This window comes from Sphingomonas canadensis (genome assembly GCF_026013525.1).
GTDB lineage: Bacteria > Pseudomonadota > Alphaproteobacteria > Sphingomonadales > Sphingomonadaceae > Sphingomonas > Sphingomonas canadensis.
Genome location: NZ_JAPDRA010000008.1, coordinates 110,500 through 135,909 on the forward strand (window position 1 = coordinate 110,500; position 25,410 = coordinate 135,909).

Sequence of the window (25,410 nt, forward strand, 5' to 3'; positions counted from 1 at the left end):
ATTGGGAAGTCTCCCAAGCGCGAACCTCCTGCGATTGGTCCACGGGGGCGGGGTCAAATCAACAGGAGGCTTTCATGCGTACCCCTTTGCTCATCGCCCTCGCCGCCGCTGGCGCGGCGGCCGCGATCCCCGCCCAGGCGCAGGAGGCCGGTGACTGGCTCGTCCGCGCCCGCGCGATCGCCGTGGTGCCCAACGAGGATGCGGGTGCGGTTCTGCCGTCGTTCCCCACCGGCACGGTGAGCGTCGAGAACGATGTGGTTCCCGAGCTCGACTTCACCTATTTCATCAGCAAGAACATCAGCGCCGAGCTGATCCTGGCGACCAGCAAGCACAATGTGATCGGCGCGGGCGCGCTTTCGGGCCTGGGCGAAGTCGCCGATAGCTGGGTGCTGCCGCCGACGCTGACGCTGCAGTATCGTCCGCTGCCCGAGGGCAAGGTGCATCCCTATGTCGGTGCCGGCCTGAACTACACCATCTTCTACAACACCGATGCCAGCAGCTCGCTGGTGACCGCGATCGGCGCGACCGATGTGAAGATGAAGGACAGCTTCGGCCCGGCCGCGCAGATCGGCGTGGACATCGACCTCACCGACCGCGTGTCGCTGAATCTCGACGCCAAGTGGATCGACATGGACACCACGACCACGCTGACCACCGGCGCGCTGGTGAACAAGGTCGACGTGAGCATCGATCCGTTCGTGCTGGGCGTGGGCGTCGGCATCCGCTTCTGACGCATCCCGTTCCCTGAAAGGGCGGCGGCGCACCTCCGGGCTGCGCCGCCGCCTTTTTCGTTTTCCAGGGCCGCCGCGGTCAGGGCACCAGCACGGCCGCCCCCTCCAGCCGTCCGGCGCGCAGATCGTCCAGCGCGGCATTGGCGTCGTCGAGCGCATAGACGCGCGTCGTGGTGCGCACCGGTACGCGGCGGGCCATTTCGAAGAAGGCGGCGCCGTCCGCGCGCGTCAGGTTCGCGACCGAGAGGATCGCTCGCTCGCCCCAAAGGTCGGCATAGGGGAATCCGGGGATGTCGCTCATGTGGATGCCGGCGCAGACCACCCGGCCGCCCTTGCGCACCGCGCGCAGCGCCAGCGGCACCAGCGCGCCATCGGCCGCGAACAGGATCGCGGCGTCCACCTCCTCGGGCGGCGGCAGGTCCGATCCGCCGGCAGAGGTGCAGCCCAGCGCCAGCGCGAAGCCCTGGCTGGCCGCATCGCCGGGCCGCGTCAGCGCATGCACGCGCCGCCCCTGCCACAGCGCCACCTGCGCGATGATGTGCGCCGCCGCGCCGAAGCCGTAGAGCGCGATGCTCTCCGCCTCCCCCTGCCCCTCCAGCGCCATGGCCAGCGCGCGATAGCCGATCAGCCCGGCGCACAGCAGCGGCGCGGCGGCGACATCGCCGAACTCCGGCGGCAGGGGCAGGCAGAAGCGCGCGTCGGCCAGCACATGGCTGGCATAGCCGCCATCGCGCGTGGCTCCGGTGAACACCGGCAGGTCGCACAGATTCTCGCGCCCCATGCGGCAATAGCGGCACTGGCCGCAGCTTCCGCCCAGCCATGGCACGCCCAGCCGGTCGCCGGGCGCCACGCCGGTCACGCCCGGCCCCGCCGCCAGCACCCGGCCGACGATCTCATGCCCCGGCACGATCGGATAGCGCGCCGCCACCTCGCCGTCCGCCACGTGCAGATCGGTGCGGCAGACGCCGCAGGCCAGGACCTGGAGCAGCAGCTCGCCCGGCCCCGGCGCGCCATATTCGCGCGCCACCCGCCGCAACGGCGCGCCCGGCCGCTCGAACACCATCGCATGTCCCTGGATCATCGCGCGATCCTGCACGGGCGCAACCAGATACGGAATAGGGGAGTTTGCGATCCGGGCGCCGCTACGTAGCCTACCCGATGGCGCAGGCGGCCCCCTGCCCTAAAGTGCCGCCGCAGCCACGGAGGAGCCCCATGTCCGCCGAACGCCCCGCGCCCGATGGCGCCGTCGCCTATCTGGAACATTTCGCCGCCTGGCAGGAGGCGGCCGCGTCCATACCCTTCCTGCTGATGGCGGGATGGTGCGATGCCTTCGCCGCCTTCGCCACACCGCACCGGCACGTCCATGCGGCACCCGCCGAGGACCACCAGCTCGCCGTGCCCGACACGATCGAGGAGGAGGGCGAGCGGGCGCTGTTCGCCTGAAGGCCGCGACGATGGAGCCCTGGCCGCATCCCGGCGCCGCGCGCGCGGACGCCGCACCCGGCGAGGTGCTCGGCTTCCTCGAATCGGGCGGGCTTCCCGGCGGCGGGCGCGTGCGGCGGATCGATACCCATGCGGCGCATGTCCTGCTGGCCGGCGAGCGCGCGTGGAAGCTCAAGCGGCCGATCGATCTCGGCTATCTCGATTTCTCCACGCCCGAACGGCGCCGGGCCGCGCTCGCCGCCGAGCTTTCGCTCAACCGACGCACCGCGCCCGGCCTGTACCTGGGGCTCCACCCGGTCACGCGCGGCGCGGACGGCGCGCTCATGATCGGCGGCGCGGGCGAGCCGGTGGACTGGCTGCTGGAGATGCTGCGCTTCCCCGACGATGCGCTGCTCGATCAGCGCGCGCGGCGCGGGCTGATCGACGCGGCGCTGATGGGCCGGCTGGCGGAGCGGCTCCATGCCTTCCACGCCGATGCGGAGGTGGCGCTCACGCCCGGCGGGGCCGAGCGGATCGGCGCGGTGATCGCGGGCAACGCCGCCAGCTTCGCCGCCTGCGCGGGCGCCTTCGATCCGGGTGCGGTCGCGGACCTGCTCGATCGCCAGCGCGCGCAGCTCGCCCGCCACGCGGCGCTGCTCGACGCGCGCGCCGCTGCCGGGCGGGTGCGTCACTGTCACGGCGACCTGCACCTCGCCAATATCGCGCTGATCGATGGCGAGCCGGTGCCGTTCGACTGCCTGGAGTTCGACGAGGCGCTGGCGACCACCGACATACTCTATGACCTGGCCTTCGCGCTGATGGACCTGTGGCACCGGGGCCTGCACGCCGAGGCCAATGCGCTGTTCAACCGCTATCTGGACCTTTCGGCCTTGGACGAGGACGGGGTGGCGGCGATGCCGCTGTTCCTGTCGATCCGTGCCGCGGTGCGCGCGCATGTCGCGGCGGCACGCGCGGCGGGCGGCGGCGGCGCGGCGGCGCTGGCCGAGGCGCGCGACTATCTGAGGCTCGCGCGCGAACTGCTCGATCCGGTGCCGCCGCTGCTGGTGGCGATCGGCGGGCGATCGGGCACGGGCAAGTCCACGCTGGCGCGCGCGATCGGCGGCAGCATCGGCATCGCGCCCGGCGCGCGCGTCCTGCGCAGCGACGTGCTGCGCAAGCGGCTGGCCGGGCTGGCGCCGGAGATCCGCATGGCGGGCGAAGCCTATTCTCCCGAGGCGGGCGCGCGCGTCTATGCCGCGCTGGAGGTGGCGGCGGGCGCAGCGCTGGCGGCGGGAAGCAGCGCGATCGCCGACGCCGCCTTCCTGAAGCCCGGCGAGCGCGACGCGGTCCGCGCGGCGGCCGAAGCCGCCGGTGCCTGCTTCGCCGGATTGTGGCTGGAGGCCGGAATCGGCACGCGGCTGGCGCGGGTGGCCGCACGCAGCGGCGACGCATCCGATGCCGATGGCCGCGTCGTCCGCATGCAGGCACGCCAGGCCACCGGGCCGGTCCGCGGCTGGATCAGGCTGGCGGCCGGCGGTCCGGTCGCGCAGATCGCCGCCGCCGCGCTGCGCCGGATCGCCCGGATCGCCCCCGCATCGCTCGGGCGGAGCGGGTAGGGCCGGTGCCGCATGGACCGATCACCCGCTATCCCAGGCTGCGCCAGATCATATAGGCCGCCACCGCGAAGATCAGCAGCGCGAACACCCGGTTGAGCGCGCCCTTGGCCGCCAGCCGCCCGGCCAGCGCGGTGCCGCCCGTCACCCCCGCGACCCCGCCCGCGATGAAGGCGGCCGCCAGCAGCCAATCGACATAGCCGGACAGCGCATAGTTGAACGCGGTGGTGAGCCCGAAAGCGGTGACCGCGACCAGCGAGGTGCCGACCGCGTTGATCATCGGCATGCCCGTTGACGCGACCAGCCCGGGCACGATCAGGAACCCGCCGCCGATCCCGAAGAATCCCGAAAACACCCCTGTGCCCAGCCCGAAGCCCAGCACGCGCGGCGCGTTCGTGCGGTTGCACTGCACGTCCGGCCGGTCCGCATCGGGGCGCTTGCGCAGCATCATCGCGCCCACCGCGATCATCAACAGCGCGAACAGCAGCAGCAGGCGCTGACCGTCCACCGCCTTGCCCAGCGTCGATCCCAGGAAGGCGCCGACTACACCGGCCGCCGCATACATGCCGCCGCAGCGCCATTTCACCGTGCCGGCGCGGGCATGGCCGATCAACCCGGCGGCGGCATTGGCGGCCACCGCGAGCGCGCTGGTCCCGATCGCCGCATGCGGGCTGTTCACCCCCACCAGATAGACGATCAGCGGCACCGCCAGGATCGATCCGCCGCCGCCGACCAGTCCCAGCGTGAAGCCCACCAGCGCGCCAGAACCGGCACCCAGCAGATACTGGACCGGTTCGAGCATGGTCAGCCCTGCCGCGCCGCCCGGGCGCGTGCCTCGATCCGCGGCACCAGCGGCGTCAGATCATAGCCGCAGGCCGCCGCCTGATGCAGAATCTCGTCCGTGGTCAGCTTGCCCGCCTGCGACAGCGCCCAGAGCGAGGTGGCGCGCATGCCGGACTTGCAGAACGCCAGCACCGGCTTTTCGCAGCCGCCCATCGCCGCGCAGAAGGCGTCGACCTGCGCGTCGCCGAACTGACCCGGCACGACGGGAATGTGATGATAGTCGAGCCCCGCCGCGCGCGCCTCCGCCTCCAGCTCGGCGCTGTCGGGCTGGCCCGGCTCCTCGCCGTCCGGCCGGTTGTTGATGATCGCGCCATAGCCCGCCGCCCTCGCCGCGGCGATCCCGGCGGGGGGAAGCTGGGTGGAAACGCCGATGCCCGGCGCGAGCGGCTTGTGATTCATGGTCTTGCCTCTGGATGCTTCGGTTGGGTTGGTTCAGATCGCGTCGATGGGCAGCTTCAGGTAGCGCGTGCCGTTGGCCTCCGGCTCGGGCAGGCGGCCGCCGCGCATGTTCACCTGCACCGACGGCAGGATCAGCCGCGGCATATCCAGCGTGCGATCGCGCGCGGTGCGCATCGCGACGAATTCGCCCTCGCTCACGCCGTCACGGACATGGATGTTGCCGTCGCGCTCGGCGCCCACCGTCGTCTCCCAGGCGAAGACGTCACGGCCCGGCGCCTTATAGTCGTGGCACAGGAACAGCCGTGCGCCGCGCGGAAGCGACAGCAGCCGCCGGATCGAGCGATAGAGCTGCCCGGCGTCGCCGCCGGGGAAATCCGCCCGCGCCGTGCCGTAATCGGGCATGAAGATCGTATCGCCCGCGAACACCGCGTCGCCGATCACATAGGCCAGGTCCGCCGGCGTGTGGCCCGGCACGTGCAGCACCGCCGCCTCCAGCCCGCCGATGGTGAAACAGTCGCCATCGTCGAACAGCCGGTCGAACTGCGATCCGTCACGCGCGAAATCGGGACCGGCGTTGAACAGCGCCCCGAAGGTCCGCTGCACCGCCGTGATCGCCCGCCCGATCGCGATCTGCCCGCCCAGCCGCTGCTGAAGCCAGGGCGCGGCGGAGAGATGGTCGGCATGGGCGTGCGTTTCGAGCAGCCAATCGATCGTCAGGCCTTCCGCCACGACATGATCGGCGATCGCCTGGGCGGAGGCATGCGAGGTGCGGCCCGACGCCGGATCGAAATCGAGTACCGGATCGATGATCGCGGCGCGGCGCGTGGCCGGATCGTGGACCACATAGCTGGCGGTGAAGGTCGCCTCGTCGAAAAAGGCGCGCACCACGGGCTGGCGGCCGGGATCGGCACGGGCGGCATCCACCACGGCGGCGGCTCGGCTCAGCGGCGCGTCCTGAACGGACTGGCCGGCTTTCCCGGGGGCGTCGATGGTCTGCTGGGTCATCGTCAATAGCGTCCGAACAATGCGTTGAGCCGGTAGGCCGCGGCCACCCGCTCGGCACGGGCGCGCAGCAGCGCAAGCCGGGCGCCCACCGCGTCCCGCTCGGCATCGAGCAGGTCGATCTGCGGCTTCTGGCCCACCGCCACCTCGTCGCGCAGGTTGCGCACGGTCTCCTCGGCGGCGGCGCTCTGCTCGGCGGCGGCGCGCTCGATGGCGGCGCTGGCGTTCACCGCGGCGTGCGCGGCGGTCACCGCGGCGCGCACCTGCCCCGTCGCGTCGGTCAGGCGGGCACGGGCGGCGCGGACGTTGGCGCCCGCCTCGGCGATCTGGCCGCGGGTGCGGCCGCCGTCGAAGAACTGCCAGCGCGCGCGCAGGCCCACCGCGGCGCTGTCGCCGCGATAGCCGGGGAAGAACTGGTCGCGCACGCTCGATGCCTCGGCGAAGGCGCCGACCGTGGGCATGCGTTCGGCGCGCGCGCCGCGTTCGCCCGCCTCTGCCGCCTCCAGCGCGCGGCGGGCCGCGGCGATCGCCGGGCTGTTCGCCTCCGCGGTCAGGATCGCGTCGTCGAGCAGCAGCGGCACCGCCGGCGGCTCGGGGAGCGGCGCAAGCCGCCCCGGATCGCGGCCGATCAGCCGGGCCAGCTCGGCCCGCGCGGCCAGAGCGCCGCCCTCGGCCGCCGCCAGCCCGGCGCGCGCCTCGGCCAGCCGGACGTTGGCCTGAGAAACATCGGTGCGGGGGGCATCCCCCACCTCGAACCGGTCCTGCGCGTGGCGGGCCAGTTCGGCGGTGGTCGCGACCAGGCGTTCGAGGAGCTCCCGCTGCCCCTCGGCGACGAGCACGGCGCCATAGGCCTGGGCCACCCGCGCGGCCGTCTCCGCCCGCGCCGCGTCGCGCATCGCCGCCGCGGCCTGCTCGCCCGCGCGCGCCCGGTCGCTCGCGGCGCCCAGGCGGCCGCCGGTGAACAGCGGCTGCTCGATCGTCGCCTGCACGGCGCGCGGCACGACATCGTCGGCCTGCAAGCCGAAGAATCCGCCCGGATCGAGCCGCCCGACCGCCACCGATCCGGTGAGGGTGATGCTCGGCAGCCCCGCCGCCCGCGCCTGATCCACCCGCGCGCCTGCCGCCTCCGCCTCGGCATCGGCCGCCATCAGCCCGGGCGCGTGCGACTGGGCCTCGGCGATCGCCTGATCGAGCGTGAGCAGCGCCTGGGCCTGCGCCGGCGCGACGAGCGCGGGGACACAGAGCAGCGCGGGAAGGAGCGCGGACGCGCGGCGCATCAGTCGAACGCCTTGCCCGGCCGCGCGCCCAGCGCCTTGAACAGCATCGCCGCCGGACAGAAGCCGGTGAACGCCGCCTGGATCATGTTGAGCCCGGCGAAGGCCGAAAGCGCGATCCACCACGGATGCACCCACAGCGACAACGCGATCCCGGCAAGCACCACGCAGCCGGCAAAGACGAATACGGCACGATCGACGTTCATGGCTTCAGGCTCCTTGATTTCCGGGATTGCTGGTTCGCGTGGGGCGGATCTTCAGCTTGCCCACGCCCATCACCTTCAGCGCCAGCTTCTCATAGAAGGGCTCGGCCTGGCCGTGCTTCACCTTGTAGAGAAAATAGCGTTCGAACAGCACCTTGGCCTTGTGGACCCATTTGCCCTGCCCGGCCCAGTTGACATTGCGCGGCGGAATCTGCGGCTGGGCGATGAAGGCCACGCCGCCATCGCCGAAATCGGCGAGGCAGATCGCGTTCCAGCTCGGCTCGTGGCTCGGCTCGCGGCCCTCGATCTGCTCGGCGATATTCTCCACGATCGCGGCCATCATGCTTTCGATCATGAAGCCGGTCTTGGGCACGCCCACCGGAACCGGCGTGGGGCCGGTGGGCGGGATCGCGACGCAGACGCCGAGCGAATAGACGTTGGCGAAGGCCGGGTTGCGCTGATGGCGATCGGCCAGGATGAAGCCGCGCGGGTTGCTGAGGCCTTCGATCCCGCTGACCGCCGCCACGCCCTTGAACGCGGGCAGGATCATCGAGAATTTGAAGGGCAGCGCATGCGCCTTCGCCACCGATCCGTCTGCGGCGATCTCCTCCACGTGCATCGTGCCGTCCTCGACCTTGCCGATGCGCGCGCTGGTGATCCATTTGATGTCGCGATCGCGCATGCGGCTTTCGAGCATCGATTTGGTGTCGCCCACGCCGTCCAGGCCCAGATGGCCGATATAGGGCTCGGCGGTGACGAAGGTCATCGGCACCCGGTCGCGGATGCGGCGGCGGCGCAGCTCGGTGTCCACGATCATCGCGAATTCATAGGCGGGGCCATAGCAGGACGCGCCCTGCGCGGCGCCGATGATCACCGGGCCGGGGTTCTCGACGAACCGGTCGAACGCATCCGCGGCGGCCTGGGCATGGCGGCCGGTGCATACCGATTGGGTGAAGCCGCCTTCCGGACCCAGCCCCTCGATCTCCTCGAAGGCGAGGTGCGGGCCGGTGGCGATGACCAGATAGTCATAGTCCATGCTGGTGCCGTCGTTCAGCTCGATGCGGTTTTCGCCCGGCACGACGCGCTTCGCCCCCGCCGCCGAAAAGCCGATCCCCTGGCGCGCGAACACCGGGGGCAGATGGACCTGGATATCCTCCACGTCGCGCCAGCGGACCGCGACCCAGGGGTTGGAGGGAACGAAGGTATAGGTCTCGCTGTCCGACAGCGCGACGACCTCCGCCCGGTTCTTCAGCCGCTCGCGCAACGCAAAGGCGGTCAGCGTTCCGCCCAGGCCGGCCCCGAGCACCACGATCTTCGGTCTTGCCACGGCATCCTCCCGATTCGATGGGGTTGCTTATATGCGTATCTTCGTTATATACGCAAGTACAAAGATTCGCATGTGAGCGAGTGCGCCGAAGTGGAGACATGCATGCAAGGTGTTGGGGCAAGCCATTGGGAAAGGTCCTACGCGGGAACCTCCGGATTCCCGGGCATGGCACACGCGGATAGTCCGGCGGCTTCGCGGCGGGCCGGGGCACGCCTCAGGGAGGGATTGGCGATGCTTCGCAAGACGACCGGGTTGGCCGCCGCGCTGTTCCTCGCCGCATGCGGACAGGGCGAGCAGGCCGCCCCCGCTCCCGCCGCCGCCCAGGGCGAGCGGCTGACCGTGCAGCTAAGCCAGGTGGCGCAGCAGAAGCCGCTCGCCGCGGAGATCGCCACGCGCGACCAGGCGGAGGCGCTGGTGCGCATTCCCGGAACGCTGGTCGATCTGCGCGTGCGCGAGGGCGATATGGTGACGCGCGGCCAGCGCATCGGCACCGTCACCGACAGCAGGCTCGGCTATGAGACCGCCGCCTATGGCGCCCAGGCCGCCGCCGCTTCGGCCCAGGCCGACGCCGCCCGCGCGGAGCTGGCGCGCATCGAATATCTCTTCAAGCGCGGCGTCTATGCCCAGGCGCGGCTCGATCAGGCGCGCGCCGCCGCGCGATCGGCCGATGCCCAGGTGCGCGCCGCGCGCGAGCAGCAATCCGCCAGCGCCGCCACCGCTGGCCAGGGCGCGATCATCGCGCCGGCCACCGGCCGCGTGCTGCGCGCCGACGTGCCCCAGGGTTCGGTGGTGGCGCCCGGCATGTCGGTGGCCACCGTCACCTCCGGCCCGCCGATCCTGCGGCTGGACGTCCCCCAGTCGCTCGCGCGCAGCCTGCGCCCCGGCGCGGTGGTGACCGTGCAGGACGAATCGCCGCTGGGCGGGAAGCAGGGCACGATCGTGCAGCTCTACCCGGCCGTTGCGGGCGGCCGCGTGCGCGCGGACGTGGAGGTGCCGGGGCTCACCACCGATCTGGTCGGCATGCGGGTCAGCGTGCTGGTGGATACCGGCAGCCGCCCGGGCATCACCATCCCGCGCCGCTTCGTCTCGACGCGCTTCGGCATCGATTATGTCGACGTGCTGGCGAAGGACGGCAGCGCCGCGTCGGTGCCCGTGCAGACCGCCCCCGGCGCCGGCGGCAGCGTCGAGATCCTGTCCGGCCTGAAGCCCGGCGACGTGATCCTGGCCGGAAAGGCCGCGCGATGAAGCTGGGGCTGTCGGGCGGGCTCACCCGCGCCACCATCCAGTCGCCGCTGACGCCGCTGTTCCTGCTCGCGGCGATCGCGCTGGGGCTGCTCGCGCTGGTTTCGATCCCGCGCGAGGAAGAACCGCAGATCAGCGTGCCGATGATCGACGTGCGCGTCGCCGCCCCCGGCCTTTCCGCCGCCGACGCGGTCGAGCTGGTCGGCAAGCCGCTGGAAACGATCGTCCGCTCCGTCGACGGCGTCGAGCATGTCTACACCCAGGCCGAGGATGACGGCGTGCTGGTGACGGCGCGCTTCCTGGTCGGATCGGACCAGGACGACGCGGCGGTGCGCATCCATGAAAAGCTGCGCGCCAACTGGGATCGCATCCCGGTGGGCATCCCCGATCCGATCGTCACCGTGCGCGGCATCAACGACGTGCCGATCGTGGTGCTCACCCTCTCGCCAAAGCCGGGCGAGGCCGCCCGCTGGAACAACGCGGCGCTGCGCGACATGGCCGAACGGCTGCGCAGCGAGATCGCGAAGGTGGACGATGTCGGCCTGACCTTCATCACCGGCGGCGCCGCGGAGCAGATCCGCATCGCGCCCGATCCCGCGCGGCTGGCGCTGCACGGCGTTCCGCTGGGGGCGCTGGCGGAGGCGGTGGGCCAGGCCAACCGCGCCTTCGCCGCCGGCACCGCGCGCGAGGAGGGCAAGGCGCTGACCGTCGCCGCCGGCCGCACGCTGGCCACCGCGGGCGACGTGGGCATGCTGACGGTGAACGGCAGCGGCGGCGCCCCGGTCTATGTCCGCGACGTCGCCACCGTGACGCAGCAGCCGCGCGAGGACCAGTCCCAGGTCGCCCGCTGGGTGCGCGACGGCAACGCATGGAGCGCCGCCCCCGCGGTGAGCATCGCCGTGGCCAAGCGCGCGGGGGCCAACGCGGTCACCGTTTCCGAAGCGGTGCTGCACAAGGCGGAAAGCCTGAAGGGCAGCCTGATCCCCGCGGGCCTCACCATGGCGGTGACGCGCAACTATGGCGAGACGGCCAACGAAAAGGCCAATGAGCTGCTGTTTCACCTGGGGCTCGCCACCGTGTCGATCGTCATCCTGATCGGCTTCGCGATCGGCTGGCGCGAGGCGGGGGTGACCGCGATCGTGATCCCCACCACGATCCTGCTCACGCTCTTCGCATCGAACCTGATGGGCTATACGATCAACCGCGTCAGCCTGTTCGCGCTGATCTTCTCGATCGGCATCCTTGTCGACGACGCGATCGTGATGATCGAGAATATCGCCCGCCACTGGGCGATGGCCGACGGGCGCAGCCGCAGCCAGGCCGCGATCGACGCGGTGGCGGAGGTGGGCAACCCCACCGTGATCGCCACGCTCACCGTGGTCGCCGCACTGCTGCCGATGCTGTTCGTTTCCGGGCTGATGGGGCCGTATATGGCGCCGATCCCGGTCAACGCATCGGCGGCGATGATCTTCTCCTTCTTCGTCGCGGTGGTGATCGCGCCGTGGCTGATGATCCGCTTCGCCCGCCAGACGCTGGATGGCGGCCATGGGCACGGCGCGGAGTCCGGCGGCGGGCGGCTGGGCGCGATCTATGCGCGGGTGGCCGGGCGCGTGATCGCCACGCGGCGCAGCGCCTGGCTGTTCCTGGGCGGCGTGGGCGTGGCGACGCTGCTCGCCTGTTCGATGTTCTATTTCGAGCTGGTGACGGTGAAGCTGCTGCCCTTCGACAACAAGTCGGAGGTGCAGGTGGTGATCGACCTGCCCGAGGGCACCAGCCTGGAGGATACAGGCCGCACCGCCGAACAGGTCGCCGCGGTGGCCCGCACGCTGCCCGAGGCTTCGGCGATGGAACTGTACGCGGGCACTTCCGCCCCGTTCAACTTCAACGGACTGGTCCGCCACTATTTCCTGCGCGACCGCGCGGAGCAGGGCGACGTGATGATCACGCTGCTGCCCAAGGGCGAGCGCGGCCGTTCGAGCCACCAGATCGCGCTCGACCTGCGCGAGAAGCTGAAGGCCGCGGTGCCGCTGGCCCCCGGCGGATCGCTGAAGGTGGTGGAGACGCCCCCCGGCCCGCCCGTGCTGGCGACGCTGCTGGCCGAAGTCTATGGCCCCGACGCCGCCACCCGCCGCGCCACCGCGGCCGAGCTGGAGCGGCTGTTCAAGTCGGTGCCCTATATCGTCGATGTCGACACCAGCTATGGCCAGCCGCGCCCGCGCCTGCGCCTGGTGCCCGATCGCGAGAAGCTCGATTACTACGGCCTGTCGGAGCGGGAGGCCTATGACTCGGTGGGCATGCTGCTCGGCTCGCGCACGGTGGGCTATGCGCCGCGCGGCGACGGGCGGACCCCGCTGCCGATCACCGTCGAGCTGCCGCAATCCGCGCGCCGCTGGGACGCCGCGCTCGCCGCCACCCCGGTCGCGGTATCGCGCGGGGCGGGTGGCGGACGCCTGGTCGAGCTGGGCGAGCTGTTCGACGCGGGCCGGGAGTCCGGCAGCCACGCGATCTTCCGCCGCAACGGCCGCGCCGCCGACATGGTCACCGCCGAACTGGCGGGCGCCTATGAGGCTCCCGTTTACGGCATGATCGCGGTGCAGAAGGCGATCGACGCGAACGACTGGGCCGCCAAGGGCCTGACGAAGCCCGTCGTCAGCCTGCACGGCCAGCCCGAGGACGAGAGCAGGCCCACGCTGTTGTGGGACGGCGAGTGGGAGATCACCTGGGTCACCTTCCGCGACATGGGCGCGGCGTTCGGCGCGGCGTTGCTGGGGATCTATTTCCTGGTGGTCGCTCAGTTCCGCAGCTTCCGGCTGCCGCTGGTGATCCTGACGCCGATCCCGCTCACGCTGGTCGGCATCGTGATCGGCCACATGCTGTTCGGCGCGCCCTTCACCGCCACATCGATGATCGGCTTCATCGCGCTGGCGGGGATCATCGTGCGCAACTCGATCCTGCTGGTGGACTTCATCCGCCATGCCCAAGGCGAGGGGAAGCCGCTGCGCGCGGTGCTGATCGAAGCGGGATCGATCCGGTTCAAGCCGATCCTTCTCACCGCGCTTGCGGCGATGATCGGCGCGGCGGTGATCCTTACCGATCCGATCTTCCAGGGGCTGGCGATCTCGCTGCTGTTCGGGCTCGCATCATCCACGCTGCTCACCGTGCTCGTCATCCCCGCCATCTATGTCGTGCTGCGCGATGACGGCCGCCTTGAAACGGAGGCGAAAGCTGCATAGCTGCCTATCTGTGAAAGAAGAGATGTTGGGCGCGCTCGATCGCGCGTCGGAATTCTTGAAGGCTCTGTCGGGGCGCAGCCGGCTGATGATCCTGTGCCACCTGTGGGATGGGGAGAAGTCGGTCGGCGAGCTCGTGCGCCTTACGGGCGCGCGGGATACCGCGGTGTCGCAACAGCTCGCGCTGCTGCGCAAGGACGGCATCGTCGCCGCCCGGCGCGACGGCCAGACGCTCTATTACTCGATCGCCGACGAAGGCGCCGCGCGCGTGCTGGAAACGCTCCACGCCGTCTTCTGCCCCGCCGACGCCGCCAAGCCCTCCCCGCCCGTGGTGGACGCGCGGGGGGGATAACGCCGCGCAGAGAGCGTCACCCGGCGAACCTGGCGCCCCATGCAGCGTCCCCAAAGACCCCTGGACGTCCGGTCGGGAAGGCGCGGACCGGCCGGTGCCGCATGCGGCCAAGCGAAGATGGCCGCAATGTCCCCCACAACCGATTTCCGCGTCACCTGGCGCCCTGCTGGTGATCGCAGCGGCCATCGCCCTGCACCGCCAGGTCCGCCGCGCACGAACGCACGCCGCCCCAGCCGCGCCGACAGATTCCACGAAAAGGTGATGGTGCCCACAGACGGAGCGCCATCGAACCAAAACAGGGACTCGAACCCGGTCCCTATCAAGGACTCGAACGAACTTTTCCGCACCCTCGACCAGTGGAATGACATTCTCGACGGCCTCAAGAAATCGAAGGCGGTGGAAGCCCTCGGTCTGTTGCCTCAGAGCAAAGCACGTTCAACGCCGCCTGTTCGCCGTCGCCGGAAGATTGGCGGTGCAAAATGACCAAACATCCGCTGCACCCCGTCTCACTCCGCATGACCTTCGAGGAAAAGGCCAATCTCGAAAAGGCGGCGGCTGGTATGCCGCTGTCGGCCTATATCCGCTGGAAGCTATTCGATCCGACCTCGCCGCCGCCACAGCGGCGCGGGGCATTTCCGGTGAAGGATTTTCGGGCACTGGCCCAACTCCTCGCGATGCTGGGGCAATCGCGACTCGCGAACAATATGAACCAGCTTGCCAAGGCCGCCAATTCAGGAAGCCTGCCGGTGACGCCCGAAACGGAGGAAGCGCTGCTCAATGCGGTCCGCGAGGTAGCATTTATGCGTGCCCTGTTGATTCAGGCACTCGACGTGGATGTCGTGCCATGATCCTCAAAGGTTCACAGCGCAGCGGCGGCAAGCAGCTCGGCCTCCATCTGCTCAAGACCGAAGAAAATGAGCATGTCGAGATTCACGAAGTGTCGGGGTTCATCTCCGACACGGTGATGGGCGCGATGAACGAAGCTTATGCGCTCGCGCGCGGCACGAAATGCAGCCAGTATCTCTTCTCGCTCTCGCTCAGCCCTCCCGCATCGGAATCCGTGCGGGTCGAAACTTTCGAGAAGGCTCTCGCTGATATCGAAGAACGGCTCGGCCTAACCGGCCAGCCGCGCGTCGTCGTGTTCCACGAGAAGGAGGGGCGTCGCCATTGCCATGCCGTCTGGTCGCGCATCGACGCTCAAACCATGACGGCGAGGGAACTGCCCTTCTTCAAGAACAAGCTCAACGAGATCGGCAAGCAGCTCTATCTCGAAAATGGCTGGGCGATGCCGAAGGGCTTTGAAAGCCCGAAGCTGCGTGATCCTCGCAACTTCTCCTTGGACGAATGGCAGCAAGCAAAACGCGCGGGTATCGATCCGCGCGAACTCAAATCCGCCGTGCAGGATTGCTGGAAGCGCGCTGATAGCGTCTCGGCCTTCGCGTCCGCGCTCGAAGAGCGCGGCCTGTTTCTCGCACGCGGTGATCGTCGCGGGTTCGTTGCCATCACGATCGATGGCGATGTGTTCGCGATTTCCCGTATGATCGACGGCAAAGCCAAAGATGTTGCCGCGCGGCTCGGTGATCCTGCGCGCCTGCCGTCAGTCGATGATGCCCGCGCGCGCATCGCAATCGAGATTGCCCCTCGCCTCTCGCGCTATATCGCGGAAGCCAAACGCATTGCCCGCGTCAATATGGAACCCCTGATAGCCAAGCGCGAAGCGCTCAAGGTTCAGCATCAAGCTGAACGCCAAGCCACGGATCGGAAGATCGCGAACCGTTGGAACGATGAGCAACGCGCCCGCGCCGCCCGCATACGCAAGGGCATTGCGGGTGCATGGGATTTTCTGACTGGGAAGTATTTCAGAACGCGAAAGCAGAATGAGATGGAAACCAAATTTGCGCGCGAGCGCGATAGCTATGAGCGGCACGCTCTGATCCTTGAGCAGCTAAAGGATCGCCAAGCCCTTCAAGACCTGATCGGCGAAAACCGCCGCAAGGAGGCCGAGCGAATTCTCACCCTCTATCGCGATGCCGCCACATACCGGCGTATGCAGACCGGCGAACGCGACAAGGATCGAGGCCGTGGTTCCGTCGCTCTTCGCCCGAAACGGGATCGCGGTTTGGATTTGGGTTAGGAACTGACCTTTTTGCGAAGCTGGCCGAGAACTGACGCCAGATTCTGCCCGTCGCGCTTCAACTTCGCGAGCACCGTATTCGCTTCTCCTTGCTCCATCACGAGAGTGCCTCGCTCTGCCTGTCTCGCTCGAATGGAGAGGCTACGGATGAGCAATATCCATTGGCCGCTATGATCGACCGATACCTTTGCAACGCCGTGACATAGCAAGGCGCGAAACGCCTCATGGCTGGCGCGATACTGCGAAAGTTCCGCGTGAGCAGCCTTACCCTTATCTGCGAACGGGCCGTCTGCGCCTATCGCGGCAGCCAAATCCTCGAATCTCTGACCGATCAGATGGCGAAGTCGAACCTTCTGGCCCTCTTCCTTCACCGCGCCCAAGACGAGCAGCGTTTCTGTCACGGACATTTCGACCGTGGAGAAATGGTGCATACATGCGCCGCGCCAAGCGTTTACCTCAGCGAATATATCATCCCAGCTTTTGCCGTGGGTAAGCAGCGTAGAGTTACTGGCAATAGCGTCCATTTACCCGAGATAGCGGGTAATAATTAAATCGCTGATAACTCAAACTATGCCGCATTCCGCAACTGCACGATCCGCTGAAACTCGGACAGCAACTCAGGATGATACCGTGCAAGGTGATGAACCACCCGCACATTCTCGATCAGTCGGCACAGATATCCGGTAGCCAGAACGAGATCGAGGTGATCGGTGCCGTAGCTCTGCTCGATCATGCGAAACTCGCGGTCGATGTTCGTCGCCTCACGCTCCATATGCTCGATCTGCTCATCACTGAGGCCACGCACCGTCTTCTTCTTGTCGCTGACGAGCTGGTGTTGCGGTGTCGCCGCCACGAGCGATTTCGCATAGGGCCATGAAAACTTGTTCATGGCCATCATGGTTTCAGCGGCTTCAAGCTGACGCATGGGGCGCATCTTTTTCAGCTCACTGAACGTGTTGATAGGCACCATCCGGTCTTGCAGCAGCTTTGCCACTTCCTCGCATATGCCGTCGAGCAACCGACGCTTTTGTCGAATGCTCGATATGTTGACGTTGAGGGCGCGGGCGAGCCGCTCCTCCGAGACGCCCTTTTCAAGCGCCTTCAGGATCATCTTGTGCTCCTGCACGATGGCCATGCGGCTGATGCGCTTATTGTAGGTGATCGCCTCGTCATCGGTGGCGATGAGGCACACGACATCCTTGTCGCCGCGCTCTTTCAGAATTTCGATCCGGATATGGCCGTCAAGCAGCCGGTAGCGATCATCCTTGCCTTTGATCCTGACCACGACCGGCGGTTCGATGATACCGACCTCGCGGATGGACGCTTCGATCTGTCCATATTTGATGGATTTCTTGATCGCAGGCGTCATCGCGCGCAGCATTTCGATGTCACCGAGTGGAATGCGCAGGCTCGTCGTCTCGAAGGCGAGCTTGATCTTCCGGTTTCGTGGGCTTCCGGTCATTGGAGATTGATCCTGACATTCTGAATGCGCTCCGAGAGCCGGTTCGGCATCGATGCCAAGCCTTCATCTTCGAGAAGCGCGATGAAGCTCTCGTCATTCGAGAGTTGGCTCAATGCTTCGACGATGAACACAAGGCGGTTGCGAGTCGCCTCGGTCTTGCGGATCATCAGACGCTTGCGCTCGGTGTCCTCCTGAAAGGCTTTCACCAAATCCTCAGGCGTGGCCGCCGATCCTTTCTCGACAAGCCGATTGAGCTTTGCGGCTTTGCCTGATCGTTTCCGCACCTCGACCAAGCGGCGCGCTGCAATGAGCGCGCGACCGCGCAGGAGCTTGTCCTCATAGGCTTTATGAAGCGCCGCCTGCACGCCCTGATCGTCGGCCTCGCAGATTTCCAGCGCGACGGATATGGGAAGATATCCGGCTTCCACGGCAGCGACGAGCCGCCGCTCCCCGCGCGCAAGCAATTTCCCGACGCTCCAGACGTAATTCGCGGAAAGTCCGGTCTTCTCGGCGATCTCATTGTCGGAATAGCCGCGCTCGCGCATCCCGACGATGTCTTGCAGCAGGTCAACGGCCTGATGCTGACGGCGCGCGCAATTCTCAACGAGGCTCGCGACCATGCAGTCTTCGGTGTCGGCTGACACGATCAAGGCTGGCACCTCGGTCTGTCCCAACTCGCGGAATGCTTCGAGCCGCCCTTGTCCGCAGACAAGATCGTAGAGCGGGCCATCCGCTCCCTGCCGCGATGTTACGGTGATCGGGCGCTTGAGACCGATCTCGGCGATATTCTCAACGATGCCCTTGAATATCTTTTTGCTGCGAAGGCGCGGATTGACGATGGTGATCCGGTCAATCGGGATCATCTCGACGCGCTGTGCGGGGCGCGCCATCGTCACGCCGCCTTCCGGAACGGCGCACGCTCGGCAAGCGTGAAGAAGCCGTCCAAGGATTCAAAGCGGAAGGCGTCGAGCGACAATCCGTTGTGATCGGCAAGCCGCAGGACGCCTTCGGCGAGCGTCATGCGCGGCAGAATATAATAGTCATGTGCGTGCATATTCTCTTCGTCCATTCTGACGCAGATGGTGATGTCGGGGCGAAGGCTCTCGTCGAGCCGGATTTTCCAGCGGCGGCTGCCGCCGCGGGTGAGCTTACACCGAGCAATCACGATGGATGCGGTGATCTCTTCATTGATGAGAAGCGTGTCGTTTTCGAGATTCTGGATCGCCGTGCCGCCTGCTGCGCGCACGCCTTCGATTACGTCCTTCACGATGGACGGATGCATCCGCCGCAGCGCCCGATTGATTTCGAGATAGCGGTAATCATGGTCGGGAACGTATCCGACCAAGGAATAGGCGCGGAGCAGACTGCCAAAGCGCGATTGATAGGCGCTGCTCGACGGACCGTCTTCGTACTCGTCGATGATAAGGCCGGACAGAGAACCGTTCTTCGCGAGAATGTCCGCCAGCAAAGCCAGCATCTCTTCATCGGAGAGGCGCTGCGACCGCTGATCGATGACGAGCCGCGCGGCATCGAAGAGTGGCTGTGGCACGATGGCAGGAAACGCGGAATCGTGCCTGATCCATTCCGATGGATCGTTGCGCACATGCTTGGTTTTCAGCTTGAAGGATGTGCGGCCCCAGACATTGTGACCCACATATTTCTCGTTGATGAGAATCTGGTGGACCGCGCCACGCGACCACGGGCGCTCAAGGTCCGACATGATCCCTTGTGCGTTGAGCCAGTCGGCGATCTGCCGTTCCGAGCGCTGATCCTCAACGAACTGGCGATAGATTTCACGGACAAGGGCGACCTCTTCGTCCGGCCCCTCGACCAGCACGACCCGATCCGTTGCGATGCTCTTATGCTCACCGCGATCAAGCAAGCCCTTCTGATTGCCGTGCTCATCGACAAGCATCCGGCGCAAGCCGAATCCCGGTGGTCCGCCTTGACGATAGCCGAGCGTGATGAGGCGGCATTGCCCCTTGAACACCTTGATCGACAGCTCGCGGCTATATTCACCGGCCATCACCTGCTTGACCGTCGTTACGATGGATGAACCCATCGATCCGTCATTCTCGACCTGCTCGGCGCAATAATGAATGGAGATGCCCGCGCTCTTGCACAGCCACACATAGTGCGATGCTTCATTGGGGTCTTGAAAGCGGCCCCAGCGGCTCACGTCATAGACAAGGATCGCTTCAAAATCAGCGTTGCCGCTCTGTATGTCGGATAGAAGCTGCTGGAATGAATCGCGTCCGTCGATGCGAAGGCCACTCTTCCCCTCGTCGGCATAGGTGCGGACGATCTCAAATCCGCGTCGCGCGGCATAGGCTCTGATCTCGGCGGATTGGTTATCGGTCGAGTATTTCTGATGTTCGGTGGACATACGGACATATTCGGCTGCCCGTTTGAGCGGCTTTTCACCTGACTGGCCGTCTTCTCCTGTCCTCCACTCAATAACCATTGATACGCCTTGGTGTTGATCGAACGCTTTCCTGTCGGCTGCTGTCGCCCTCCTAACAGCAAAGGAGAGGTAACATGTTTCCAAAGAAGGGAAGTTCATTTCCAATCGGTCGCGTTGGTCTGACCGAGACCGAGTTTGCGCAAGTGATCGCATCGGCCTTGAAGGTCGAATTCGGATCGGCGCGCAACGGGACCAAGATTATCACCCAATGGACGGGCGTTAGTCAGCGCACGGCCAAAAACTGGCTGAGCGGTAAAAATGCCCCCAGCGGCGTTCACCTCGTCATGCTGGCGAGGGAGTCCAATGCCGTCCTGAAAGCGCTGATGCTCATGGCCGAACGCCCTGAGATGTCACTCGGGGCGAGCCTTCTGTCCCTCAAGCGATTGCTGGCCGAAACGATGGCCGCATTGGATCAGATGATGTGACGCAATCTCGGATCGGCTCTAACGGGCCGATCCTCGGCCACGTTAGGAGTTGTGATCCCGTCGCTCGCGACCCATATAGCGCATATCGCGCACAAACGACTCCACGGCGCGCCATGCTATCTGAATTTACTGCATTTTCTGGCAAATATGGTGTAATTGCTTGTTAGAAATATCTATGTTATTATCTAACAAGAAGGAGGCGCTAAAATGTCCGCCGTAGCCGATAAAATCATCAAGCGAGTGCGCGGCAAGGGACGCGGATGGGCGTTTACGCCCAAGGATTTCCTCGACCTCGGCACCCGCGCTTCTATCGACATGGCCCTCACCCGCCTCGTGCAAGCGGGCCAGATTCGGCGCATCGGGCGCGGCCTTTATGATTACCCCAAGCTGCATGACAAGCTCGGCGCGCTCACGCCCGATGCCGATAGCATCGCTCAGGCCGTCGCGACGCAAAGCGGTGACAGGCTATCCGCCTCCGGCGCGCAATCCGCCAATCGCCTCGGCATTTCCACACAGGTGCCCGCGAAGGCAAGCTATGCGACCAGCGGACAAACGCGCGTGAAGAAAGTGGCGGGCCGCACGATCGCGCTCAAGCGATCTCGCGCACCGATACTCGATGACGCATCACAGGATGCCAATGCGGTTCTGCAACTGCTCGCGCATGTCGGCAAAGCGAACATCGACGACGATCTTATCCATCGCCTCGCCTCGCAGCTTGATGATCGCGATTTGAAGGCTCTCAGAAAAGCCCAGCCGCTCATGCCAGGCTGGATGAGCGATGCGGTGCACAAGATAGGCTTGGTGCGACATGGATGAGTTTGCTCGTAGAGCCGACGATGATCGTCTCGCCTTCATCAATGAGGCGGCGGCGCGGCGCGATGTCACGCCGATCATCATCGAGAAGGATTTCTGGGTTTGCTGGACGCTACGCCGGTTGATGGAAGTGCCGGTCCTGCGCGACCACCTCACCTTCAAGGGCGGCACGTCGCTATCGAAAGCCTATGGCATTATCGAACGCTTCTCGGAGGATATCGATCTCACCATCGGACGCGATGCGCCATTGGTCAGCGAGACATTGCCGCCAATGGAAGACGGAATCAGCGGCAAGGAACGCGAGCGCCGCACCAAGGCGCTCAAGGCAGCGGCGCAATCCTATGTGCAGACCATCGCCCTGCCGGAACTCGCAAAAGCTATCGAAGCATCGCTCGGCACGACCGAAGACTGGACAGTGCGGATCGATCCCGATGACCGCGATGCGCAGACGATCCTGTTCGAATATCCCAAGCTGCTTGAGTATAGCATTGGCGGATGGGGCCGCAGCTACGGCCAAAGCTATGGAACAGTGACTGACGGTTACATTAAACCGCGCATCAAGCTCGAATTCGGGGCACGCGGCGAAACCGAACCTTCGGAAAGCAGAACGATCACGCCCTATCTCGCTGCGGAGTTTCCGGGCGAACTGCCGAATGCCGAGGTTCAGGTTTCCACCTTGTCCGTGCTGCGCAGCTTTTGGGAAAAGGTCACAATCCTTCATGCGCTCCATCACGGCACGAAGCTGCTGCCGGAGATGTCCCGCCACTATTACGACACCATGATGCTGGCGGCGAAGGGCATTGATGACGAGGCCAAGGAACGCCCCGATCTTCTCGCCAAGGTCGTGCTCAACAAAAGCCTGATGTTCGCGGACAACAAGGCGTCATATGGCACGGCGATGATCGGCTCGCTCCGCCTCGTTCCAACCGACGAGCTGCGCGCGCGCCTCGCGGGTGACTATGCTGCCATGTCGGAAATGTTCATGGCACCGCCGCCCTCATTCGATGACCTGATGGTGGCGATTGCGGCACTGGAAACGAAGCTCAACGGATAACTCGCGCTCAAAAGTGGACGCGGCCTCGGCGATCCTCAACGGGGCCGTTCAAAACCAATGGATGATTGCCGCGAGATTATCCCTGCTGCCGGCAGCACACGAAAGAAAGTGACGGCGCCAAGGAAACCTCTCAGCCGACGTTTTTCTTCCTATGACGGCTTAGGGGACCGCCATCTGTGTGCCACCGACATCGCCCGATGGGCGATCAAGGACCGGGACACGCGCCACCGAATGATGGAGGTGGCGGTGGTGTCGGTGCGGTGCAATTCGATTTGGAGCCGCCGCCGCTGCCGTTGCAACTCCATGTCCAAGGACCGATGCCAGCAACCGCGCTCGCGGTTCCCGCTGAACAGAGGCCCGAGACAGGGGCCGACGCGGTCGGCATATTGTTCGATGGGCCGCACGCGCCATGGATGATCGCTTGCGACGAACAGCCCGACGCGGTGCCGCCGTTCGCGCCCGAACAGTTCCATGTGTAAGGACCGGTGCCCGCAACGGCGGTCGCAGCGCCAGCGGAGCATAGACCGCTAGTCGGTGCCGACGCGGAATATTGCCCATCTGCCGGGCCGCACACGCCGTTGACGACAAGATTGGCGGAACAGCTTACATTGTTACCCCCGTTGATACCGTTGCAATTCCAGTCGAACGGACCTGCACCAACGACGGCGGTCGCATTGCCCGTCGCACAAAGGCCCGATGTCGGCTTGGTATAGACGTTGCTGCCGTTCGCGGGTCCGCACGATCCGTGGACCTTCTGCGGCGCATTGCAAATCGCGGTCGTGCCGCCGTTGATACCATTGCAATTCCAGTTCCAAGTATAGCTGGAATTGGTGACGGCGGTGGCGCTGCCCGCAGAGCATAGGCCCGACGATGGCGATGTCGGGGTGCTGACACCATTGGCGGTGCCGCACACGCCATTGATGGATTTATTGGCCGTACAGGACGCATTGGCTCCGCCGTTGACGCCATTGCATGTCCATGCCCACGGCCCCGCTCCCGATACGGCGGTCGGCGATCCGACCGAACAGAGATTGGTCGCAGGCGCGGTATAGAAATTGCCATTATGCGATGGTCCGCATTGCGCGTCTTGACGAAGCGGCGCGGAACAGGATGCATTGGTTCCGCCATTCGATCCGGCGCAGGTCCATGTAAACGGACCCGATCCCGATACCGCCGAGGCTGTTCCCGGTGAACAGAGTCCCGATGACGGCGCGGTATAAGCGCCGACGCCATTTGCCGACCCGCACGATGCGTTGACGCGAAGCGGAGCGGAACATGACGCATTGGTTCCGCCATTCACGCCATTGCAATTCCACGACCACGGGCCTGCCCCGCTGACCGCTGTTGCCGTGCCCGACGAGCAAAGATTGGAGGATGGTGCGGATGTCACCCCGACGCCGTTTGCCGATCCGCACACACCATTTTGCATCAGCGGCGCCGAACAGGATGCGTTCGTGCCGCCATTTGCGCCATTACAATTCCACGCCCAAGGGCCGGTTCCTGAAACGGCGGTTGCCGTTCCCGATGAACAAAGGTTGGAACTTGGCGCGCTCATGGTGCCGACGGTGTCGGCGCTGCCGCAGGTTCCATTGACCGCGCAAAGCGGGTTCGCCTTCGAACAGCTTGCATTCGACCCGCCGCCCGAACCATTGCAAGTCCATGTGCGGGTCGTGCCGCAGCCAGTCGCGCCATTATCGCCCGCGACCGAACCGGACGAGCAAGCGCCTGCCGTAGCGCTACACACGCCATTGACGACGCACACCGGGTTGGCCTTGGAACAGCTTGCATTGGAGCCACCGCCCGACCCGTTACAGGTCCAGCTTCGGGTCGTTCCACAAGCGGTCGCGCCGTTGTCGCCCGATGGCGATCCTGCCGAGCAGGCACCGGCCGTCGCGCTACATGCGCCATTTACCGCGCAGACCGGGTTCGCATTCGAGCAACCGGCGTTCGATCCGCCGCCTGACCCATTGCATGACCATGTGCGCGTCGTGCCGCAGCCCGTCGCGCCATTGTCACCGGACACCGAACCAGCCGAACATGTTCCGGCCGAACCGCCGCAGGCGCCGTTCACCGCGCAGGCCGCGTTGCTATAGGAACAACTGGCGTTTGATCCGCCGCCCGAGCCGTTGCAAGTCCAAGTGCGGGTTGTGCCGCAAGAGGTCAGGCCATTGTCGCCCGAGACCGATCCCGCTGAACAGGCTCCGGGACCACCGCACGCGCCGTTGACGGCCGCCGCGCACGCGATGCCGGACACGGTGACTGGAGACGCGCTGTCCGCCGTTGCGCCGTTGCCAAGCTGACCCGAGCCGCCCTTGCCCCAGCATTTGATCGTCCCGTCGCCAAGCGCTGCGCACGTGTGATAATTGCCCGCCGCAACAGCTTCCACGCCCGAAAGGCCCGATGCGAGACCGGGAGTTTCGGCGACGGTGATGGTTCCGCGACCAAGCTGGCCCGAAAAATTGCTACCCCAGCAATTAACGGTGCCGTTATTTAGGAGGGCGCAGGCATGATAGCCGCCGACCGTGACGCCAACCGCGTTCGATATGCCGATGACATTGACCGGCACGCTGCTGTTGGTACTCGATGTCCCGTCGCCGAGCTTCTTATTGCCGTTCTCACCCCAGCATTTGACGCCGCCAGAGGCCATGACGGCGCAGGCGCTGTATCCGTTGATCGATATATCGACGACGCCGCTAGAAAGTCCGACCACATTCTTCGGCGTCGCGCTATGCGCATATTGCGTTCCGGCTCCTAGCTGGCCGTAATAGTCATTCCCCCAGCATTTGACCGCGCCACCAGTGGTCAAAGCGCAGCTATTTGCGCCGCCCGATGCGATCTTCTGCACACCGCTCGTAAGCCCCGAGACATTGACGGGCACATTGCTGCCCGTTCCCATCGCGCCGCCGTTGCCCAACTGGCCCGAGCCATGCTGGCCCCAGCATTTGACCCCGCCTCCGGTCGTCAATGCGCATGTATGGTTCTCGCCCGCCGCGATGGCTTGGACGCCGCTCGATAAGCCGCTTACATAGTTTGCGGGCGATGTCTGCATGAAGGTCGAGGTACCGTCGCCAAGCTCGCCGCCGCTTCCGACGCCCCAGCATTTGACTCCGCCGGTGGAGAGGATCGCGCAGGTATGACTGCTACCCCCGGAGACGGCCTGCACGCCGCTCGAAAGGGTCAGAACATCAACGGGTGTGGAACTGGAAGTGGTGCTCCCATTACCAAGCTGGCCACCGATCATGCTTCCATTCGATCCCCAGCATTTGAGGGCACCGCCGGTCGTGATCGCGCAGCTATGATCCCAGCCATAACCGATCTTGTTGCAACTCGCGCTCCATGCCGATCCCGACGCGACAAGGAAAAGCAACGCACTGACGACGGATAGAAGCTTAGCGGTGGATCGACACATTCATTCTCCTG

24 protein-coding genes and 1 pseudogene are annotated in these 25,410 nt (G+C 66.0%); 13 read left to right on the forward strand and 12 right to left on the reverse strand.

The features are described 5' to 3' along the window. The first annotated feature begins 74 nt into the window (after window positions 1–74). Window positions 75–731: an OmpW/AlkL family protein gene (locus OM513_RS15350; protein ID WP_264945442.1), complete on the forward strand. Its 657-nt coding sequence runs from the start codon at window positions 75–77 to the stop codon at window positions 729–731. Between the two features lie 79 nt (window positions 732–810). On the opposite strand, the gene OM513_RS15355 is transcribed toward OM513_RS15350, so the two are convergent. After that, on the reverse strand, window positions 811–1,812 hold the full coding sequence (locus OM513_RS15355; protein WP_380916350.1) for a zinc-dependent alcohol dehydrogenase family protein: 1,002 nt from the start codon (window positions 1,810–1,812) through the stop codon (window positions 811–813). Between the two features lie 131 nt (window positions 1,813–1,943). On the opposite strand from OM513_RS15355, the gene OM513_RS15360 reads away from it, so the two are divergent. Further along, on the forward strand, window positions 1,944–2,174 hold the full coding sequence (locus tag OM513_RS15360) for a hypothetical protein (RefSeq protein ID WP_264945443.1): 231 nt from the start codon (window positions 1,944–1,946) through the stop codon (window positions 2,172–2,174). Window positions 2,175–2,185: 11 nt separating this feature from the next. Next, window positions 2,186–3,769 (forward strand): bifunctional aminoglycoside phosphotransferase/ATP-binding protein, encoded by a 1,584-nt coding sequence (locus tag OM513_RS15365; RefSeq protein ID WP_264945444.1) that lies wholly within the window; start codon window positions 2,186–2,188, stop codon window positions 3,767–3,769. A 28-nt stretch (window positions 3,770–3,797) separates the two neighbouring features. Here OM513_RS15365 and OM513_RS15370 read toward each other — a convergent pair whose 3' ends face one another. The 6 genes from OM513_RS15370 to OM513_RS15395 are packed head-to-tail and all read right to left on the reverse strand — an operon-like array spanning window position 3,798 to window position 8,814. Then, the gene (locus tag OM513_RS15370) at window positions 3,798–4,568 is read right to left on the reverse strand and encodes a sulfite exporter TauE/SafE family protein (protein WP_264945445.1); all 771 of its coding nucleotides are present in this window, start codon (window positions 4,566–4,568) and stop codon (window positions 3,798–3,800) included. Window positions 4,569–4,570: 2 nt separating this feature from the next. Further along, a complete protein-coding gene (locus OM513_RS15375; RefSeq protein ID WP_264945446.1) occupies window positions 4,571–5,008 on the reverse strand; it encodes a TIGR01244 family sulfur transferase in 438 nt (145 codons plus the stop codon). A 33-nt stretch (window positions 5,009–5,041) separates the two neighbouring features. Further along, complete coding sequence (locus OM513_RS15380; protein ID WP_264945447.1) at window positions 5,042–6,013, reverse strand: MBL fold metallo-hydrolase; 972 nt, start codon at window positions 6,011–6,013, stop codon at window positions 5,042–5,044. A 2-nt stretch (window positions 6,014–6,015) separates the two neighbouring features. Continuing rightward, the gene (locus OM513_RS15385; RefSeq protein ID WP_264945449.1) at window positions 6,016–7,287 is read right to left on the reverse strand and encodes a TolC family protein; all 1,272 of its coding nucleotides are present in this window, start codon (window positions 7,285–7,287) and stop codon (window positions 6,016–6,018) included. Continuing rightward, window positions 7,287–7,490: a YgaP family membrane protein gene (locus tag OM513_RS15390; RefSeq protein ID WP_264945450.1), complete on the reverse strand. Its 204-nt coding sequence runs from the start codon at window positions 7,488–7,490 to the stop codon at window positions 7,287–7,289. Before OM513_RS15390 ends, OM513_RS15385 begins: the two co-directional genes overlap by 1 nt. Before the next feature lie 4 nt (window positions 7,491–7,494). Further along, a complete protein-coding gene (locus OM513_RS15395) occupies window positions 7,495–8,814 on the reverse strand; it encodes an NAD(P)/FAD-dependent oxidoreductase (RefSeq protein ID WP_264945451.1) in 1,320 nt (439 codons plus the stop codon). Between the two features lie 231 nt (window positions 8,815–9,045). On the opposite strand from OM513_RS15395, the gene OM513_RS15400 reads away from it, so the two are divergent. The 6 genes from OM513_RS15400 to OM513_RS15425 all read left to right on the forward strand — a co-directional run bounded on the left by OM513_RS15400 (window position 9,046) and on the right by OM513_RS15425 (window position 15,772). Next, window positions 9,046–10,059: an efflux RND transporter periplasmic adaptor subunit gene (locus tag OM513_RS15400; protein ID WP_264945452.1), complete on the forward strand. Its 1,014-nt coding sequence runs from the start codon at window positions 9,046–9,048 to the stop codon at window positions 10,057–10,059. Beyond that, window positions 10,056–13,289 carry an efflux RND transporter permease subunit gene (locus tag OM513_RS15405; RefSeq protein WP_264945453.1) on the forward strand — a complete coding sequence of 1,078 codons (3,234 nt, stop codon included), beginning with the start codon at window positions 10,056–10,058 and terminating at the stop codon, window positions 13,287–13,289. The genes OM513_RS15400 and OM513_RS15405 overlap by 4 nt, the downstream gene beginning before the upstream one ends. Before the next feature lie 10 nt (window positions 13,290–13,299). After that, complete coding sequence (locus OM513_RS15410; RefSeq protein WP_264945455.1) at window positions 13,300–13,638, forward strand: ArsR/SmtB family transcription factor; 339 nt, start codon at window positions 13,300–13,302, stop codon at window positions 13,636–13,638. A 126-nt stretch (window positions 13,639–13,764) separates the two neighbouring features. Beyond that, the gene (locus OM513_RS15415; protein WP_264945456.1) at window positions 13,765–14,121 is read left to right on the forward strand and encodes a hypothetical protein; all 357 of its coding nucleotides are present in this window, start codon (window positions 13,765–13,767) and stop codon (window positions 14,119–14,121) included. A 32-nt stretch (window positions 14,122–14,153) separates the two neighbouring features. Further along, window positions 14,154–14,486, forward strand: a complete 333-nt coding sequence (locus OM513_RS15420; protein ID WP_264945457.1) for a hypothetical protein — start codon at window positions 14,154–14,156, stop codon at window positions 14,484–14,486. Continuing rightward, window positions 14,483–15,772, forward strand: coding sequence for a relaxase/mobilization nuclease domain-containing protein (locus tag OM513_RS15425; RefSeq protein WP_264945459.1), 1,290 nt, complete (start codon window positions 14,483–14,485; stop codon window positions 15,770–15,772). The genes OM513_RS15420 and OM513_RS15425 overlap by 4 nt, the downstream gene beginning before the upstream one ends. Here the strand turns inward: OM513_RS15425 and OM513_RS15430 are convergent. From OM513_RS15430 to OM513_RS15445, 4 genes are read right to left on the reverse strand one after another with little or no spacing between them, the layout of a single operon-like run. Beyond that, window positions 15,769–16,296 carry a hypothetical protein gene (locus OM513_RS15430; RefSeq protein WP_264945460.1) on the reverse strand — a complete coding sequence of 176 codons (528 nt, stop codon included), beginning with the start codon at window positions 16,294–16,296 and terminating at the stop codon, window positions 15,769–15,771. The genes OM513_RS15425 and OM513_RS15430 overlap by 4 nt on opposite strands. Before the next feature lie 44 nt (window positions 16,297–16,340). After that, a complete protein-coding gene (locus OM513_RS15435) occupies window positions 16,341–17,234 on the reverse strand; it encodes a plasmid partitioning protein RepB C-terminal domain-containing protein (RefSeq protein WP_264945461.1) in 894 nt (297 codons plus the stop codon). Continuing rightward, window positions 17,231–18,124 (reverse strand): plasmid partitioning protein RepB C-terminal domain-containing protein, encoded by an 894-nt coding sequence (locus OM513_RS15440; protein WP_264945463.1) that lies wholly within the window; start codon window positions 18,122–18,124, stop codon window positions 17,231–17,233. The genes OM513_RS15435 and OM513_RS15440 overlap by 4 nt, the downstream gene beginning before the upstream one ends. Before the next feature lie 2 nt (window positions 18,125–18,126). Beyond that, window positions 18,127–19,698, reverse strand: coding sequence for a recombinase family protein (locus OM513_RS15445; protein ID WP_264945464.1), 1,572 nt, complete (start codon window positions 19,696–19,698; stop codon window positions 18,127–18,129). Window positions 19,699–19,772: 74 nt separating this feature from the next. Between OM513_RS15445 and OM513_RS15450 the strand changes: the two genes are divergently transcribed. The 4 genes from OM513_RS15450 to OM513_RS15465 all read left to right on the forward strand — a co-directional run bounded on the left by OM513_RS15450 (window position 19,773) and on the right by OM513_RS15465 (window position 24,083). Beyond that, entirely contained in the window at window positions 19,773–20,123 is a 351-nt protein-coding gene (locus OM513_RS15450; protein WP_264945465.1) for a hypothetical protein, read from the forward strand. A 207-nt stretch (window positions 20,124–20,330) separates the two neighbouring features. Next, entirely contained in the window at window positions 20,331–20,939 is a 609-nt protein-coding gene (locus tag OM513_RS15455) for a type IV toxin-antitoxin system AbiEi family antitoxin domain-containing protein (protein ID WP_264945467.1), read from the forward strand. After that, entirely contained in the window at window positions 20,932–21,990 is a 1,059-nt protein-coding gene (locus tag OM513_RS15460; protein ID WP_264945469.1) for a nucleotidyl transferase AbiEii/AbiGii toxin family protein, read from the forward strand. Before OM513_RS15455 ends, OM513_RS15460 begins: the two co-directional genes overlap by 8 nt. A gap of 1,304 nt (window positions 21,991–23,294) precedes the next feature. Further along, window positions 23,295–24,083, forward strand: a complete 789-nt coding sequence (locus OM513_RS15465) for a hypothetical protein (RefSeq protein ID WP_264945470.1) — start codon at window positions 23,295–23,297, stop codon at window positions 24,081–24,083. Between the two features lie 173 nt (window positions 24,084–24,256). Here the strand turns inward: OM513_RS15465 and OM513_RS20840 are convergent. Further along, window positions 24,257–25,399 (reverse strand): annotated as a pseudogene (locus OM513_RS20840) (RCC1 domain-containing protein); the annotation flags it as partial. Window positions 25,400–25,410: the final 11 nt, after the last annotated feature.